Origin of the sequence: Helicobacter sp. CLO-3, assembly GCF_001854545.1 — a bacterium.
Taxonomy (GTDB): domain Bacteria; phylum Campylobacterota; class Campylobacteria; order Campylobacterales; family Helicobacteraceae; genus Helicobacter_B.
In genome coordinates, this window is record NZ_MLQN01000001.1 from 26,006 (window position 1) to 42,678 (window position 16,673).

Annotated in this window: 14 protein-coding genes; 10 read left to right on the forward strand and 4 right to left on the reverse strand. The window is 47.6% G+C overall.

The genetic code is table 11. From position 1 onward, the window contains the following. Positions 1 to 89: 89 nt before the first annotated feature. The 8 genes from BKN38_RS00115 to BKN38_RS00145 all read left to right on the forward strand — a co-directional run bounded on the left by BKN38_RS00115 (position 90) and on the right by BKN38_RS00145 (position 8,725). The gene (locus tag BKN38_RS00115; RefSeq protein WP_199769841.1) at positions 90 to 548 is read left to right on the forward strand and encodes a GNAT family N-acetyltransferase; all 459 of its coding nucleotides are present in this window, start codon (positions 90 to 92) and stop codon (positions 546 to 548) included. 20 nt (positions 549 to 568) lie between these two features. After that, complete coding sequence (gene argJ, locus BKN38_RS00120) at positions 569 to 2,314, forward strand: bifunctional glutamate N-acetyltransferase/amino-acid acetyltransferase ArgJ (protein ID WP_233712838.1); 1,746 nt, start codon at positions 569 to 571, stop codon at positions 2,312 to 2,314. A 445-nt stretch (positions 2,315 to 2,759) separates the two neighbouring features. Next, complete coding sequence (locus BKN38_RS00125; RefSeq protein ID WP_066457266.1) at positions 2,760 to 3,377, forward strand: restriction endonuclease; 618 nt, start codon at positions 2,760 to 2,762, stop codon at positions 3,375 to 3,377. 151 nt (positions 3,378 to 3,528) lie between these two features. Continuing rightward, a complete protein-coding gene (locus BKN38_RS00130) occupies positions 3,529 to 4,623 on the forward strand; it encodes an Eco57I restriction-modification methylase domain-containing protein (protein ID WP_371113544.1) in 1,095 nt (364 codons plus the stop codon). 75 nt (positions 4,624 to 4,698) lie between these two features. After that, positions 4,699 to 6,030, forward strand: a complete 1,332-nt coding sequence (gene purB / locus BKN38_RS00135; RefSeq protein WP_066457268.1) for an adenylosuccinate lyase — start codon at positions 4,699 to 4,701, stop codon at positions 6,028 to 6,030. A gap of 78 nt (positions 6,031 to 6,108) precedes the next feature. Next, positions 6,109 to 6,267 (forward strand): hypothetical protein, encoded by a 159-nt coding sequence (locus tag BKN38_RS10840; protein WP_156528262.1) that lies wholly within the window; start codon positions 6,109 to 6,111, stop codon positions 6,265 to 6,267. Positions 6,268 to 6,534: 267 nt separating this feature from the next. Then, the gene (locus BKN38_RS00140) at positions 6,535 to 7,830 is read left to right on the forward strand and encodes an MFS transporter (protein ID WP_066457269.1); all 1,296 of its coding nucleotides are present in this window, start codon (positions 6,535 to 6,537) and stop codon (positions 7,828 to 7,830) included. Then, a complete protein-coding gene (locus tag BKN38_RS00145) occupies positions 7,817 to 8,725 on the forward strand; it encodes an NAD(P)H-dependent glycerol-3-phosphate dehydrogenase (protein ID WP_066457270.1) in 909 nt (302 codons plus the stop codon). The genes BKN38_RS00140 and BKN38_RS00145 overlap by 14 nt, the downstream gene beginning before the upstream one ends. A gap of 330 nt (positions 8,726 to 9,055) precedes the next feature. On the opposite strand, the gene BKN38_RS00150 is transcribed toward BKN38_RS00145, so the two are convergent. Beyond that, complete coding sequence (locus tag BKN38_RS00150; RefSeq protein ID WP_070957630.1) at positions 9,056 to 10,540, reverse strand: glycosyltransferase family 9 protein; 1,485 nt, start codon at positions 10,538 to 10,540, stop codon at positions 9,056 to 9,058. Between the two features lie 207 nt (positions 10,541 to 10,747). On the opposite strand from BKN38_RS00150, the gene BKN38_RS11375 reads away from it, so the two are divergent. Continuing rightward, complete coding sequence (locus BKN38_RS11375) at positions 10,748 to 14,158, forward strand: FAD-binding and (Fe-S)-binding domain-containing protein (protein WP_066457283.1); 3,411 nt, start codon at positions 10,748 to 10,750, stop codon at positions 14,156 to 14,158. On the opposite strand, the gene BKN38_RS10475 is transcribed toward BKN38_RS11375, so the two are convergent. Continuing rightward, positions 14,122 to 14,328, reverse strand: coding sequence for a hypothetical protein (locus tag BKN38_RS10475; protein WP_143000168.1), 207 nt, complete (start codon positions 14,326 to 14,328; stop codon positions 14,122 to 14,124). The genes BKN38_RS11375 and BKN38_RS10475 overlap by 37 nt on opposite strands. Before the next feature lie 280 nt (positions 14,329 to 14,608). Between BKN38_RS10475 and BKN38_RS00160 the strand changes: the two genes are divergently transcribed. Then, on the forward strand, positions 14,609 to 15,361 hold the full coding sequence (locus tag BKN38_RS00160) for an SDR family oxidoreductase (RefSeq protein WP_082942625.1): 753 nt from the start codon (positions 14,609 to 14,611) through the stop codon (positions 15,359 to 15,361). Between the two features lie 222 nt (positions 15,362 to 15,583). Here the strand turns inward: BKN38_RS00160 and BKN38_RS00165 are convergent, their stop codons facing one another. Next, a complete protein-coding gene (locus BKN38_RS00165; RefSeq protein ID WP_066457286.1) occupies positions 15,584 to 16,144 on the reverse strand; it encodes a PepSY domain-containing protein in 561 nt (186 codons plus the stop codon). Positions 16,145 to 16,159: 15 nt separating this feature from the next. Next, positions 16,160 to 16,654, reverse strand: a complete 495-nt coding sequence (locus tag BKN38_RS00170; RefSeq protein ID WP_066457294.1) for a hypothetical protein — start codon at positions 16,652 to 16,654, stop codon at positions 16,160 to 16,162. Positions 16,655 to 16,673: the final 19 nt, after the last annotated feature.

Sequence of the window (16,673 nt, forward strand, 5' to 3'; positions counted from 1 at the left end):
GAGCATCAATTGAAAGCCAAAATACCGCGCCAAACGCGCTAGATTCTAGCAAGAGCGCCGAGCAAACCAAGCCAAACGCGCTAGACACCCTGCAAATCCGCACGATGAGCATAAGCGATTATGATGGCGTGTTTGAGCTGTGGCGCGGGATTGAGGGCTTTTATATACGAAGCGTTGATGATTCTAGAGAGGGCATCGCGCGATTTCTAGCGCGCAACCCACACACCAGCGTCATCGCCTGCATCAAGCGCGGCAAGCAAGAGCAAGTCATCGGAAGCATTTTGTGCGGGCATGATGGGCGCTATGGTAGCTTGTATCATGTGTGCGTGCATCGGGATTATCGCAAGCAGGGCATCGGCACGCAGATGGTATCGCGCGCGCTCGAAGCACTCAAAAAAGAGCATATCTCTAGCATCTCACTCATCGCTTTTAGCGAGAATCTCATCGGCAATGCCTTCTGGAAAAAGCAGGGCTGGGACAGCAAACCAAACGCCAATCGTTACGAGTTTAGCCTAAATCGCGACAACACCTCGACAAAAATCACATAAACCACATAAAGGAGCGCCAAATGCCAAACACGCCAAATAATAAGCCCGCCAACGCCACAGAATCCACTAACGCAGAATCCACCAAAGCCACCAAATCTGCCAAAAATATCATAAAATCCGCCAAAAAGCTACTGCAACTCTCCACGCAAAAAATAAACCCGACACTTAATAGCGCCAATCCCAGCGCGCCAGAATCTACTGGGCTAGAATCTAAAAAGGCGGATTCTGCCAAAATAGATTCTATGAAGTTAGATTCTAAAAAATCAGATTCTGGCGCACCAGAATCTAAAAATATAGAATCTAAAAACGCAGATTCTATCAACCCCACCAAAAAGGCAGCCAAAATGCAAAACAAAAAATCCAGCAAAGCATCAAGCAACAGCGCAAACGCAAACGCGCCCAAAATGCCAAAAACACCAAAAGCGCCAAAATCGATAAAAACCGCGCTCGCCACAAACGCCCAAAACGCTACAAAACCCAAAAAACCAAAATCGCCCAAACCACCTAAAGCCAAAAAACCAGAATCCACCACGCCCATAATCACCCTAAAAAGCGGGCTAAACGCCATCTCTAGCTTTCAGACAAGTGCCGCAAAAGCGCAGATAAAATACAAAAACCGCAACGACATGGCGCTAATCTTTAGCCCTTATCCATGCGTGGGTGCGGGCGTTTTCACGCAAAACAAAGTGCGCGCGGCATGCGTTGATTTCGATGCCAACCAGCTAGCGCAAAAATCGCCAATCCACGCTATCGTGGTAAATTCTGGCAATGCCAACGCCTGCACCGGCGCGCAAGGCATGCGCGACTGCGCGGAGTGCGCGATCACTGCGGGTGCTGTGCTAGGCGTAGAATCCTCTAGCATACTGCTAGCCTCCACCGGCGTCATCGGCGTGCCGCTCCCCATGCCAAAAGTCAAAAAAGGCATAAGCCTCCTAGCCCAAGCCAAATCATCATCGCGCCAAAGCGCCAAAGACGCCGCGAGCGCGATAATGACGACAGACACAATGCCAAAAGAAGCCGCCGTGGAGTTCATCGCCACTAGCGGCAAGCGCGTGCGCGTGGCTGGCATCGCCAAAGGCAGCGGGATGATACACCCAAATATGGCGACCATGCTTTGCTTTGTCATCACAAACCTAAACATCACCCAAAAGCTACTGCAAAAAGCGCTTAGCAAGGATGTCAAGGATTCTTTTAATATGATTAGCGTCGATGGCGACACCTCGACCAATGACATGGTGCTAGCCCTAGCAAATGGCAGGGCGCAAAACCCGCTCATAAGCGATGAAAACGACCAAGACTACCAAAGCTTCAAAAAAGCGCTAAAAGCCATCACCACCACACTCGCGCGCAAAGTAGCCCAAGATGGCGAGGGCGCTACAAAGCTAATCACCGCGCACTGCCAAAACGCCAGCAGCAAAAAGAGTGCTCGCAAAATCGCAAAATCCATCATCGCCTCAAGCCTCGTAAAAGCGGCGATGTTTGGCAATGATGCGAATTGGGGGCGCATACTTTGTGCGATGGGGTATAGTGGCGCGGAATTTGATGCGAAAAAGGTGGATTTGACTATCGCTAGCAAGGTGGGCGAGGTGCGGATAATGCGCAATGGCGAGGCGCAAACCATAGATGAGAAAAAAGCCAAAAAAATCCTAGCGCAAAAAGAAGTAGAAATCCTCATCGACTGCAAAAATGGCAACAAAAGCGCGACCGCTTGGGGCTGTGATTTGAGCTATGATTATGTAAAAATCAACGCGGATTATAGGTCGTAAGATTTTTGCGCGACTAGATTCTGTGATAAGCGCAATGATAAAAATGATAGGCGATGATAGGCAAATGATAAAATGATAAGCGCGCAAAATCTATGACTAGCAAAAGCCAAAGGGCTTAAAGCAAGGCTGCAAGCATTTTATATTGCACCAAGTCCATATTCTATATAATAGCAAAATAACTCCCTGCGCTATGCCTTGAGCCTGTTAAACCCAAGCTCAAACTTAGCTCAAACTTTGGCTCAAATCCAGCTCAACTCGGGGTGGCATAGGTCAGCGAAAGCGGCTTTGTTGCATAGTTGAATTGCAAAGTGCGGCGGGGGTTAGCGATGATTTTATAAATTTTACAAAATATATTATTTGCTAGCTTTTATCGCGGTGTTTTTGCATTAACTACGACTCAAAGCGATAAAATCCATAAATTGCAAAAAATAAAAAGGCATAAAATATGATTCCACAAAAGCTAAATAATATCAAAGATTTTTTGATAGAAAATCAGCTATCATTGAGCCAAAACTCACGCGATGGGCGCATAGATTCTGCTTTTAATGAGGATGAAGTTTTTAATTTTATTGCCAAAAAATTTGATATTATTTATCCCAAAAAGCGAGATTGGTTTGATTTTGCCTTTGAAGAAAATAATATTTTTTATCCTGTAAATATTAAAATCACAAATTTAAGCATCGATAATCTTAATTGTAAGCTTGGAGTATATTATGCACTCACTGGCAAGCTTCTTCATTTTGACAATGAAATCCGCTGGGCTAACCTTTTTGAAGCCTTGAAAGAAAATTTAGAGTCAAATACCAGAGATTATTATTTTTTGGTTATTAACAAACAAGATAAAAAAGATATTTTTGCAACTTGTCTAAAATCGCTAAATTCTCTTGTGCCAAATGGCAATAATTTGCCCTTTCAAGCAAATTGGGCGAAAAATAAAACTCTGGTGTCAAGAACTTATGATGAAGCAAAAGATTTTATTTTAGGCACTTTGGCAAAAAGTCTTTATCAAAGAGCAAAAGCTTATGATGAATTTTTGGATTTTTTCCCAGAATTTAAACAATAAAGATAAAACTATGACAAAAAAATCCATAGAAAAATCCACAAAAATATCCGCAGAAATATCCACAAAAATATCAATAGAAAATCCGCAGAAAAATTCGCTAAATATAGCCACCTTAGGACAAGTTTTCACCCCGCAAAGTATAGTTGAGCTTATGCTTTCTTTGGTAAAAAATAATGGTAGATTTTTAGAGCCAAGCTGTGGCGATGGAGCATTTTTCAAAAATCTGCCAAATCAAAAAGTTGGCATCGAGCTAGATTCTAGTGTAATAAATGATAAAAATATTTTGAATATGGATTTTTTTGCCTATCCGATAAATGAAAAATTTGACACAATTATCGGTAATCCTCCATATGTGCGCTATCAAGACATACAAAAAGAGACAAAAAATTTGCTTTTTGATTATAAAAATATTTTTGATGAAAGAAGCAATCTCTATCTTTTTTTTATTTACAAAAGCCTTTTGCACTTGCGCGAGAAGGGCGAGCTGATTTTTATCACGCCGCGTGATTTTTTGAAAAGCACTGCAAGTATGCGTTTAAATGAATTTCTTTTTTCTTTAGGCACAATTACTGATATAATCGAGCTTGGCGACAAAAAAATTTTTAGCAAAGCGCAGCCAAATTGCATCATCTGGCGTTTTGAAAAAGGAAATTTCAAGCGCAATACAAATATTTCAAAGCAGTTTTCTTGCGTAAATGGGCAGATTCTCTTTACCAAAAATCACTATTTTATCCCTTTTAGCACGCTTTTTTTTGTAAAAGTCGGCGCGGTGAGCGGCGCTGATGAAGTGTTTAGAAATGAGAAGCTGGGAAATGTCGATTTTGTCTGCTCTCACACAGCAAAAAATGGCAAAACAAGAAAAATGATTTATGGCGAAGCGGCAAAAGAGCTTTTGTCTGACAAAAAAGCAAGGCTTTTGGCACGCAAAATAAAAAAATTTGGCGAAAATAATTGGTGGCATTGGGGCAGAGACTATCACAAAAGCGACTTGCCGCGCATCTATGTAAATACCAAAACGCGCAATAAAAAGCCATTTTTTATGCACTCTTGCAAGGCTTATGATGGCTCGATTTTGGCTATTTTTCCAAAATTTAGCAAAGATTTGCACGCGCTAGAAAAAGCTTGCGAAAGGCTTAATAATATCGATTGGCAAGAGCTTGGTTTTGTGTGTGATGGGCGCTTTTTGTTTTCGCAAAAAAGTCTTGAAAATTGCCTGCTTGATGAAAGTTTCAAAGAATTTTTGTAAAAATATCATTTGACAAGCGCAAAGCTTATAAAATTTACACTAAGGGAGTGACAACCCAGCAAAAAAGGAGCAAAAATGGTCGAGCGATATGCAAGAAGTGAGATGAAAAATCTTTGGAGCATGGAGGCAAAATATAGCGCGTGGCTAGAGGTGGAAAAGGCCCTTGTGCGCGGGTGGAATCGCTTGGGGCTGATTCCAGATTCTGATTGTGAGAAAATCTGCAAAAACGCGCGCTTTGACATCGCGCGCATCGATGAAATCGAGGCAGTGACAAAGCATGATTTGATAGCTTTTACCACGAGTGTGGCGGAGTCTTTGGGTGAGGAGTCGCGCTGGGTGCATTATGGTATCACTTCAAGCGATTGCATTGATACGGCGGTGGCGTTGCAGATTCGCGATTCGCTAAAAATCATCATAAAAGACCTGCAAGACTTGCGCGAGGCGATAAAAACGCGTGCGATGGAGCATAAATATACGCTCATGGTTGGGCGCAGTCATGGGATCCACGGCGAGCCTATCACCTTTGGGCTGGTGTGCGCGGTGTGGTATGATGAGATAGGGCGCCACCTAAAAGCGCTAGAATCTAGCATGCAAACCATAAGCGTAGGACAGCTAAGCGGTGCGATGGGGAATCTCGCGCATACGCCTATCGAGCTAGAAGAGCTCGTGTGTGAGGAACTAGGGCTAGCCCCAGCGCCTGTGAGTAATCAAGTAATCCAGCGTGACCGCTATGCGCGCGTGATGAGCGACCTTGCACTGCTTGCAAGTAGCTGTGAGAAAATCGCGGTGGAAATCCGCCATTTACAGCGCACAGAGGTGTATGAGGCGGAAGAATTTTTCGAAGCGGGGCAAAAAGGAAGCTCTGCTATGCCACACAAGCGCAATCCCGTGCTAAGTGAAAATATCACCGGGCTTTGTCGTATGATACGCTCCTACGCCCTGCCTGCGATGGAGAATGTCGCGCTGTGGCATGAGCGCGATATCAGCCATTCGAGCGTGGAGCGCTTCATCCTGCCTGATGGCTTTATCACCGCGGATTTTATGTTAGCGCGTTTAAGTAACCTTATCAAAAAGCTTGTCGTCTATCCTAAAAATATGCTAAAAAATCTAAACCTAACCGGCGGGCTAGTCTTTTCCCAGCGCATACTTTTGGAACTTCCTAAAAAAGGTGTTTCAAGGGAAGATGCGTATAAAATCGTCCAGCGCAACGCGATGAAAGTGTGGCAGGATCTGCAAGAGGGTAAAAGCGCACTCAATGAAAAGGGTGAAAGCCTGTATTTGCAGTATTTGCTAGCGGATAGCGAGCTGGTGGGGCTTATCGGCGCGGATGCGGTGCGCGAGTGCTTTGAGTTTGACTACTACACCAAAAGCGTGGATGCTATTTATAAGCGTGTGTTTGGGGAGTAGAATCTAGCGGGCGTGGAATCTTTTGGCGCGCAGAATTTTAGGGAGCAGAATCTAGCGCAAATCTAGCGGGCGTGGAATTTGGCAAATTTAGATTCTAGCGAGGCGTGGCAGCTTTTGGCAGAATCTAGCAAAATCCACCAGAATCTCAAGAATTCACATCGCGCCCCACCACCCAAACGCCCTCAAATACTCCCAAACACCAAAAATCAAAAAGTCGAAAAAGCCACAAAATCCTAGATTCTGCCAACCTCACGCACATTGTGACAGCGCGCGCCTCGCACAATTTTACAAGCACAATCTTGCCAGCACAACCTCACGCGCGCAATTCCTCAAGCATTTTTCGCGCGCAATTTGGCAACGCACATTTGACAGCGCATTTCTCCCGCGACTTTTGCGCCCCACAACCACGCTTAAAATATTTAGTTTGTATTGTAAGTTTGGCATTTTTATCTTATAATAAGCGTTTTCACTTCACACAAATCCCAGAATCCAAAAGGCATCCATATGCGAACACTCACCAAAGACAACAAGCGCGCCCTGTGGCTTTCATCGCTTGGCGGGACGCTTGAGTTTTATGACTTCATCATTTTCTTGTTTTTTATCAATGCTATCACGCAGCAGTTTTTCCCCAAATCTCTAGGCGAATTTTGGGCAAATCTAAACACTTATGGCGCGTTTGCAGCGGCGTATTTCGCCCGCCCGCTGGGTGGCGTCATCATGGCACATTTTGGCGATAAAAACGGGCGCAAAAATATGTTTATGCTCTCCATCGTGCTTATGGTCATCCCTACTTTCACGCTTGGCGTTATGCCGACATTTGAGAGTATCGGCTATGCTGCGCCGATTATCCTTTTTCTTATTAGGATTCTGCAAGGCATCGCGATTGGCGGCGAGCTGCCGGGTGCGTGGGTGTTTGTCAGCGAGCACACGAGAAAAGATAGGCGCGCGCTTGCCACTGGCATTTTGACAGCTTCCGTGGCTGGGGGGATTTTGCTAGGCTGTATCGTGGCTATCATTGTGCGGCTGATATTTAGCGCGGAGGAGATAAATGAATGGGCGTATCGCATTCCTTTTATCTTAGGCGGGATTTTTGGCATCATCGCGGCATTTTTGCGCCGCTATCTTGAAGAGACGCCCGTCTTCCAAGAGATACGCAAGAGCAACGCCCAGCACAACTTCCCAGTAAAAGAAGTGCTAGCAAGGGCGAAGATTCCAAGCATCATCACGATGATTTACACTTGGGTGCTTACTTGCGCGGTGGTTGTCATCACGCTCACGATGCCAAAATTTGTCGGCGCGAAGCTCGGATTTAGCGAGGTGCAAATCGTTCTTTTGCAAATGCTAGTCGTAGCAGGGATGTGTAGCGGCTGCGTGATAGCTGGGATTTTGAGCGATAAAATCGGCGTGTATAAAGCATGCTACATATTCCACGCACTTTTTATCATAGGTGCGCTTACGCTTTTTGGCATCGTGTTTGAGGGGCTAGAGGTGGCGACTGACGCGATTTTGGCGCTTTATTTTGTGTGTGGCTTGGGCGTGGGGAGCGCGATATTTGCCCCAGTCTTTGCCCTGCGCCTTTTCCCTTCCAAAATCCGCTTCTCTGGACTTAGCTTTTCTTACAACATCGCCTATGCGATTTTTGGCGGGTTCGCGCCCACTTTTGTAAGCGCTTGCATGGGTAGCGGGAATCCATTTTTCATAGCGGTGTATGTCGCGATAGTCGGAGTTTTGGGGCTTGTCACAGCACTCATCATGTCTGCTAGCGGGATGCTAGATAAGGTGGTGGATGAGCATGATTAGTGTCTGTGGTGGTGGCGCGTGGGGGAGCGCGCTGGCGTTTGCGTTCGCGCACAAGCAGGCGGTTTCTATCGCCTCTAGGCGCACGCTTAGCGAGATACAAGCGCCTTTTGCTATAACGCAGGTGGCTTTGGATAAGGCTTTGGAGGCGGAGTTTATCGTGGTGGCTATCAGCACGCCAAGCTTGCGCCAATGGCTAAGCGAAGCGCCTCTCAAAAAGGGCGCGAAATACCTCTTCGCATCAAAAGGCGTGGAGGAGGGCAGCGGGGCGTTTGTACATGAGATAGCGCGCGAGTTTATCGATATGGAGAGCATCTGCTGTCTTAGCGGTCCTAGCTTTGCCGCAGAAGTCAGAAAATCGCTGCCTTGCGCTATCTCCATCCACTCGCAAAACCTCGCTCTAGCGCGCGAGTTTGCCGCACTTTTTCCGCCTTTTATCAAGCCCTACCCTAGCAGCGATCTAGTGGGTGCCGAAATCGCTGGCGCGTATAAAAATGTCATCGCTATCGCTGGGGGGATTTGCGATGGGCTAGAGCTTGGCGCGAATGCAAAGGCTGCATTGCTCGCGCGAGGGCTTGTAGAAATGGAGCGCTTTGGGCGGTATTTTGGCGGGAAAATCGAGACATTTTTGGGGCTTGATGGCGCGGGCGATTTGTTTTTGACAGCGGGCTCGAAGCTCTCGCGCAACTATCGCGTGGGGCTAGGACTCGCGCAAGGCAAGCGCATCGATGATATTTTGCGCGAAATAGGCGAGGTGGCGGAGGGCGTGCGGACAGCGCGCGCGATATTTGACATCGCCAAAAAAAACGAGATATACACGCCAATCGTCAATGAAGTCGTCGCCATCCTAGGCGGCAAAAGCTGCAAAGATGGGATACTAAGCCTCATGGGGAGGTAGAGCGCAGAGATAAAATCGCAGGGGTGAAATTTGCAGAGATAAAATCGCAAAAATAAAGCCGCGAAGATAAGGCTAAAAATCTAGGCGATTTGCTGGATTTTGGATTGGATTAAATCGATATATTTTAGCAAAGACCGCCCAAATATGGATATTCATTACTTTGCAAAACCCAGATCCTGCAAAGTAAAATCTACAAATTGTCATTACCAAAAAGAAAACCCACTTTGCTTCTTTAGTAATCCATATGGACTATGTTTTGTCTAAGCAGAATCTATGTTGCGCGTCACAGTGTGAATATTTTGCTTTTATCGCTGCTTAGTAAAGTTGGCGTTAGGGGCTGGATTCTAGGCTTTGCCAGAGGGTGAAGATTTGCGCTGGGGGGATGCTGGCTATCTCAAATCGCGCGCTTTGGCTCACGAGATATGGGTTGCCTAGCAGCACGCGCTCTATTTTGGTGGCGCGCATATTTTTGCCGCTGCTTGTGGCGCTGTTGCCAAAAAGCGTGATGATTTCCGCCCCGCCAAGCGCCCACGCGAGGTGCGTCACGCCCGTATCGCCGCCCACCACGCAGTCCATGCTGGCTAGGGTGAATTTTAATGCGTTGAAATCAAGCTTGGGTAAGATGTGCGCCACGATGCTAGAATCTGATGCGCTAGATGTCATCAAGCTAGATTCTGGCGCGTTTGTCGTGTCGCTAGGCGCATCTGCGCTTAGCATATTATAGAAATCGCGCGCGCCTTTTTCATCATCATTGTAGATGATAAATACTGCCAATCTCCTGCCCTGCGCGCGCAAAGCGCTAGCCATATCGCGTGCCAAAGCGGCGTAGCTGGCGGCGGGGTAGATTTTTTCTCTGATAGAGGCTTCGAGGACAAAAAGGGCTTTGTAGAGTTTGGCGCTTGTGTTTGCGCTGGCATTTGGCGCGGGTGGATTTTGGCTTGTGGTGGTGTCTGCGCTGGCGTTTGCGCGTGCGGTGGAATCTCTGATAGGATCTTTGATAGAGTTTTCGACAAAATCGCTGACAGAATCTTTGGCGGCATTTTTGCCAGAATCCATTTTGCTAGATTCTACCAAATCGATGACTTCGCCAAGCACTTCTCGAGGGATTTTAGCGCGATTTATACCAAAGCTTTGCGCGCGATATTTGGCTATATTTTCGCGCGTGAGTTGCGCGAAATCCACTTCGCTAGAATCTATTTTTGCAAAATCCACAGAATCCAAATCCACAGAATTCGCCTTTTTGGAATTTGCCTTTTTAGAATCCATTCTGCCAACCACCGCAGAATCCACCGCACCAGAATCCAAACTTTTAGATTCCAGCCCCCCAGATTCTCGCGACTCTAGCACGCATCCAGCCACTACTTCCAGCGCCACCTCACAAAGCCTCGCATTGCGCGTAAGAATATTTGCATCATAGGCGATTTGCACGCGCTTGGTATATAGCAGGCTCGCCGCCCCCTCGCGCGCGGAGCTCCAGCCAAAGCCTATGAAGCATTTGGCGCGGATGGCTTTGCCTACGATTGCGGATTTTAGCAGCCCTTGCAGATCGAGCAGCACATCGTATTGACCTTGTGCGCGCAGGTAGCGCCAGAGATTTGCGGCGGCTTTGGCGCTTTTGATGCGGCGCATGGGGAGTGCGTGCAGCGCGTCTATGCAGGCAGAATCCGCCAAAATCCCGGCAAATCTCTCATCGACAAACCACTCGATTTTTGCCCTGCTATCAAGTGCGAGCAACGCGCGGCGGAATGCGCCAAGCACGCTTGCTGACACCACCACATCGCCAAACGATGAAAGCCGCACGATGCCTATTCTCATTTTTGCCCTTTTTGGATTTTGCGTTTTGGATTCTGGATTTTGTGTTTGGATTCCGGCGCGCTTGCCAAATTTTCGCCAAACGCACGCATGAAACGCGCAATTGTAGCAGAAATAAATCTAGCGCGCAAAATAAAAGCTTATGCTACAATACACACTTACACTTTCTCATAAATCACACATCTTGGATAATCGCAAAAAGGAGAGCCTATGCAAAGCCAGCACGCAGACAGCACAAGCAACACAAATCACGCCAGCAGCGCGCATAACAAAAACGCCACGCTAGATTCTGGACCAAACGCCACACCAGAATCCACATCGCAAAAATCTATATCGCCAGATTTCGCGCTAGAGCCAAAATACGCGCGATTTTACGAGCAAGCGCGCAAGTTTATAGGCACCGATCGCGTATTTGCCGACTATCTGCGCCGCTTTGCCTATGGGCTGGACGCCTCATGCTATCGCTACATCCCAAAGCTCGTCATCTGGGCGCAAGATGAGCGCGAGATACAAGAGCTGTTAAGACTTAGCGAGAATCTAGGCGTGCCGCTTACCTTTAGGGCGGCGGGGACAAGCCTTAGCGGGCAGGCGTGCAGTGATAGCGTGCTTGTTGTGTGTGCGCATTTTTGGAAAAATATTTCGCTGGTTTTTGGCGACTCGCAAGAAAATAGCGCGAGCGGCGGCGAAGTAGATTCTGTGGATTCTAGCGCGCCCGCCACAAAATCCATTACGCCAAAATCTAGCGCGCCAAATACCGCCACAAAACCCACCGCCCCAAAACCCACCGCGCCAGAATCCATCTGGTGCGACTGCGGCGTGATAGGCGCGGACGCCAACACCGCACTCAAAAAATATGGCAAAAAAATCGGACCAGACCCCGCCACGATAAACAACGCGATGATTGGCGGGATCTTCTCCAACAACTCCAGCGGTATGTGCTGTGGCGTGAAGCAAAACAGCTACCAGACGATAAAATCCGTGCGCGTCGTGCTGCATGATGGCTTCGTGCTTGATACAAGCGCGAGGGCGGCTAAAGGCGAGCGCGTGGAGGATTTTTTGGCGATTCATAGCGATAAATGGCGCGCGTTGCAGGATTTGCGCGAGAAGATTTTGCAAGATGAAAGCCTTAGCGCGCTCATACGCAAAAAATTTGCTATCAAAAACACCACCGGTTATGCGATAAACACACTGCTTGACTTTGACACGCCGCGCGATATTCTAAACCACATTTTCATCGGCGCGGAGGGCACGCTGGGATTTATCTCACGCGTGGAGTATGAGTGCGTGGAGGACTTCGCGCATAAGGCTTGCGCGCTGCTTTTTTACGAGAATCTAAGCTTGGCTAGCAAGGCGGTTGAGATTCTAGCGAGTCATTCAGATATCGTGAGTGCGGCGGAGATGATGGATTATGCGTGCTTGGCGATTTCTAGCAAGATTGGCGACTCGGCGCTGCCGCCAGAGATTGGTAAGATATCTAAGGGCAATTGCGCTATTTTGGTGCAGCTAGAGGATAATGAAAAGCCCGCCCTAGAATCCAAAATCGCCAAAATCACGCAAGCGCTCTCACCCGTGCCTAGCCTTTTTGGCGCTCATTTTAGCTTCGATAAAAAAGAGCAAGAATCTTGGTGGAAAATCCGCAAAGCCCTGCTTCCGCTCTCCGCCTCCGCGCGCCCTAGCGGAGCGACTGTCATCACGGAGGATGTGTGCTTTGAGATAGCGCATTTTGCTAGGGGGATAGAAAATATCAGCGCGCTTTTTGAGCGATTTGCGTATGAGGGCATCATTTTTGGGCATGCGCTAAGTGGGAATGTGCATTTTATCATCACGCCGCTTTTGGATAGGGAGAGTGAGATTGCGCGATTTGGCGCGTTTATGGAGGAGCTTGCCAAAATGGTGGCTTCTCTTGGCGGAAGCATCAAAGCAGAGCATGGCACAGGGCGCATGGTAGCGCCATTTGTCGAGCTAGAATGGGGCGCAAAAGCCTATGAGATAAACAAAAGCATAAAGGCGATTTTCGATCCAAAGGGACTTATAAATCCAGATGTCATCATCACGCAAGATTCGCAAATCCATCTCAAAAACCTAAAACCAGCCAGCAGCAAACTCATAGAAGACTATCTTGATGCGTGCATGGAGTGCGGATTTTGCGAGAAAATCTGCCCTAGCAAAGGCATCACGCTAACACCTCGCCAGCGCATCGGCGTGTATCGCGAGATAGCGCGCCTAAGCGCACTGCCTAGCAAAACGCCAAGCGAGCAAAAAGAGCTAGAGGCGCTGCAAAGCGGGTATGGGTATTTTGGCGTGGAGACTTGCGCGACTTGCTCGATGTGCGCGACACTCTGCCCGCTAGAAATCGACACCGCCAAAATCGCGCTCAAAAAATCCCAAGAATCAAACGCCGCGCCAACGCTAAAAGCTGGCATAAATCGCGCGATAGCGTCATTTATGAGTGCTGACATCGCGCGGATGGGGGCGCTGGCGAGGTTTGGCGTGAGGAGTGCGAATGCGCTGCAAGCGATAGTTGGCAAAAATGTCGCTTTCAAGCTTTCAAGTGGCTTGCATAACGCGCTAGGCACGCCGATACTGCCAGCATCTATGCCGCGCGCGAATGGGTATGTGCTGGGGGATAAAAAGGCGGGATCCAGCAGGGATTCTACTTTAGATTCTGGCGCGCCTTGCGAGGTGGTGTATTTTAGCTCTTGTCTCAATCGCATCTTTGCGCCAAATGATGCCGCCAGCGATAAACGCGCGCTAGCGCAGGTGTTTGAAAGCGTGTGCGAGAAGGCGGGCTACAGCGTAAAATACCCGCCAAACATCCAAAAACTCTGCTGCGGCAAAGCGCACAAAAACCACCCGCAGGCAAAAGATACGCTCGCCAAAAATGCCTATGAGGCGCTGCTAAAGGCTAGTGATAATGGGCGCATCCCCATAGTCTGCGATCATAGCGCATGCTCGCTCGAGCTGCTGGCTAGCATCAGAGAGATAGAATCTAAGGGCTTGGATTTTGCAAATCTAGGCTCTGCAAATCCGGATTCTTGCGCGCGCAAACTTCGTATATATGATATGCCAGCCTTTGTGGCAAAATATCTGCTGGAGCGCTTAGAAATAGCGCCTACTAGCGAGAAAATCGCGCTCTATGCGCCATGCTCCACGCGCCACAATGCCACGAAAAATGAAGGCTGGGAGGGCTCGATGATGCTGCTTGCAAACGCGCTAAGCGCGCAAGTGTGCGCTGAAGATGTCATCAAATGCTGCGGCTTTGCTGGGAATAAGGGCTTCATCACGCCAGAGCTAAACCAAAGCGCGCTAAAAAATCTCGGCAAATCGCGCGCTTGCGTGGAATCTATCTACGCGGATTCTGCAAGATTGGATTCTGGCAAGGATTTTGGCGCGTGTGGTGCAGAATCTAAAGGCGCGCGCGAGAGTACGGAGTTTTGCGTGGATTCTGGCGCGTGCAAAAGTTTAGATTCTAGCGAGGCGCAAGCGGGTGCTATGTTTGGCGGCGCGCAAAGGGGCTTTAGCAGCTCTAGCACTTGCGAGATAGGATTGGCGCAAAAAAGCGGATTCTCATGGCAGCACATCATCTACCTTGTCGATGAATGCGCCAAACCGCGCGTGTAGAATCTAAGAGCGCAAAGCGCAGAATCTAAATTTAGCGCATTAGCATCCAAAAGCGCACACAAAAGGCAGAATCCAAACTCAAGGCAGAATCTAAATTTCGTCGCGCTAGATTCTGCCTTTTGACTTGCAAATTTACTTCCAGAATCCGCCACAGAATCCACCCAACTCAAACCAAAAACTCGCGCCCCTCAAACCAAAATCCACCATCATCAAACCAAAACTCCGCCCGCCACAACCAAAAATTACACCAAAATCCAAAAATTTTCACAAATTTTTATCCGCATAAAAATACCTATATCACACAATAGTATCAAAAAACTAACTACATCATAAAAAAATCCCTACTTGATTTTTAGGATTAACATCTATACAATTCCAGCAACATTTTTAAAGTCATCAAGCAAATCGCTTCAAGCCTTTGAAAATGAAATTCACAAAAAAGGACACAACATGTCAAACATCAACAGAAGAGGATTTCTAAAAATAGGCGCGGGCTCGCTGCTAGGGCTCACACTCCTTAGCACGCTAAGCTTCGCGCAAGACTTAGGCGCAGGCGCTAGCGGCAAAAAAGTCGCGGTGCTTTCAGCAAGCGGGCGCGCAGGCAAACTCATCACGCAAGAAGCGCTGGCAAAAGGGCTAAGCGTGACCGCGTTTGTGCGCGATAGCAAGAAGCTAGCCGACATCAAAAACGCCAATCTAAAAGTGGTAGAAAAGGACATTTTCGCGCTGACTGCGAGCGATTTGAGCGGATTTGACATCATCATCGATGCGTTTGGTGAGTGGCAAAATCTCGAGCTTCACAAAAAGCACCTCGAGCATTTGGCTAGCGTGCTAAAAGGCAATGACGCGAAATTCCTCATCGTCGGCGGCGCGAGCAGCCTCTATATGGATAAAAGTCACACCACGCAGCTAATCGACACGCCAAGCTTCCCAGATGAGTTCAAACCACTTGCGAGCGCGCAGGCTGAAGGGCTAGCATTTTTACGCACAGGCGCTATCACAAACTGGGTGCATGTTTCCCCGCCAGCGGACTTTGTCTTTGACGCACCAAAAAGTGGCAAATACAAAATCATCGGCGAAGAGTTTGAAGTCAATGCCAATGGCGAATCCAAAGGCAGCTACGCAGACTACGCCGCGGCGATGATAGAAATCGCGCTTGACCCCAAATACAACAAAGAGCGCGTGGGCGTCATCGGGCTGTAGGGCTTTGAGCTATCAGCTTTTTGCAGTATTTAAAGCCTCGATTTTGGGGGCTTTAAAGCTTGTAATTTAGAATCTTAGATGCCAGAATCTTAAGCGCGCGATTTGGATTTTGTGGTTTTGGCTTTTGGGATTTATGCGATTTTAGAATCCGATCTTGCAGCTTTTAGATTTTACAAATCTACCTTACCTCTATAACGCCTCCAATTTTCTAGCTTTATATCATTAAAGGCTTGGCAGTGCGCTTAAAGCTATCACAAAGATTCCGCTTAAAAACACCCATATAGCGCTTTTTCGCTTGCCTTTGCAAAACTTCGTCGCCACTAAGCCAGAGAGATAAAAAATAAGAAGCGAAATGCTAAAGCACACCGCCACGATGTCAAAAAATGGCGTGTTTGAGCTCACATGAAGCCCTAGCATAATGCCAAAAAGATTGCGCTTTAGCACCATAAGGCGGTAGTATGGCTCTTTTGTCTGCTTGTCAAACGAGCCATACGCCACCACATTATAGCCCAGAGTCCCCATCCTCACAGCGCCGGATTCATAGATTTCTATCTCTGTGTTGCTTGGCATTGGGAGATTGTGAGAATCTAAAACGCTTTTGATAAACGCCACTTCTTCGCCGGGCTTTGGCAGGCGATCAATCTCTAAAAACTGCGCCTTGCCCTCCCATGCATGCTCCATATCAAACACCGCCGCGACGCCTGTGATGATATAGACAAACACCGCCGGCAGAAAAAATATACTCAAATAAGTGTGGATCCACATCCAGCGTTTTTTATTCATCGCGCGCCTTTGGGGCTAGAAATCAAAGCTTGCATTGACATAGTAGCGCCTACCATCTTGCACGCTTGGGCCATAGAGATTGACATATCGCGTTCCTATGCGACGCACATCATAGAAATCCACATCCAAAAGATTATAAATCCCTGCATCAAGGCGGATTTTGGTTTTATCGCTAAAAGCTAGGGTGTAGCTTGCGCCTAGATTTAGCAAAGTGTAGGGTTTATAATACTGCCCGCCGAAAAACTCTCTAATCACAGAAACATTGCGATATGCGCTTGTGAGTGAATAATGCGAGCTAAAGAGCCCTTGCAAATAGACATAAAATTTGTCATAGGTATAAGAAAGCTTGGCAGAAAGCTTGTGAATTGGCATAAGATAGAAGTCATTGCCATCGATTTGCGTGTTGCGCGTAAGCGTGTAGTTCATATCAAAGCCTACGCCATAGAATGGCTTGACACCAAAGCTGCTTTCTAGGCCATAGCTGCGAGCATTGGTAATATTTGAAAGCATATAGCAAGTGCCCGCAGGA

Coding starts and splice junctions, on each gene's coding strand:
- BKN38_RS00150 (WP_070957630.1), bottom strand. CDS start 10,540: ATGAGAATAGGCATCGTGCGGCTTTCATCGTTTGGCGATGTGGTGGTG.
- BKN38_RS00140 (WP_066457269.1), top strand. CDS start 6,535: ATGCGAACACTCACCAAAGACAACAAGCGCGCCCTGTGGCTTTCATCG.
- BKN38_RS00165 (WP_066457286.1), bottom strand. CDS start 16,144: ATGAATAAAAAACGCTGGATGTGGATCCACACTTATTTGAGTATATTT.
- argJ (WP_233712838.1), top strand. CDS start 569: ATGCCAAACACGCCAAATAATAAGCCCGCCAACGCCACAGAATCCACT.
- purB (WP_066457268.1), top strand. CDS start 4,699: ATGGTCGAGCGATATGCAAGAAGTGAGATGAAAAATCTTTGGAGCATG.
- BKN38_RS00145 (WP_066457270.1), top strand. CDS start 7,817: ATGAGCATGATTAGTGTCTGTGGTGGTGGCGCGTGGGGGAGCGCGCTG.
- BKN38_RS00170 (WP_066457294.1), bottom strand. CDS start 16,654: ATGCTTTCAAATATTACCAATGCTCGCAGCTATGGCCTAGAAAGCAGC.
- BKN38_RS11375 (WP_066457283.1), top strand. CDS start 10,748: ATGCAAAGCCAGCACGCAGACAGCACAAGCAACACAAATCACGCCAGC.
- BKN38_RS00130 (WP_371113544.1), top strand. CDS start 3,529: ATGCTTTCTTTGGTAAAAAATAATGGTAGATTTTTAGAGCCAAGCTGT.
- BKN38_RS00160 (WP_082942625.1), top strand. CDS start 14,609: ATGTCAAACATCAACAGAAGAGGATTTCTAAAAATAGGCGCGGGCTCG.
- BKN38_RS00125 (WP_066457266.1), top strand. CDS start 2,760: ATGATTCCACAAAAGCTAAATAATATCAAAGATTTTTTGATAGAAAAT.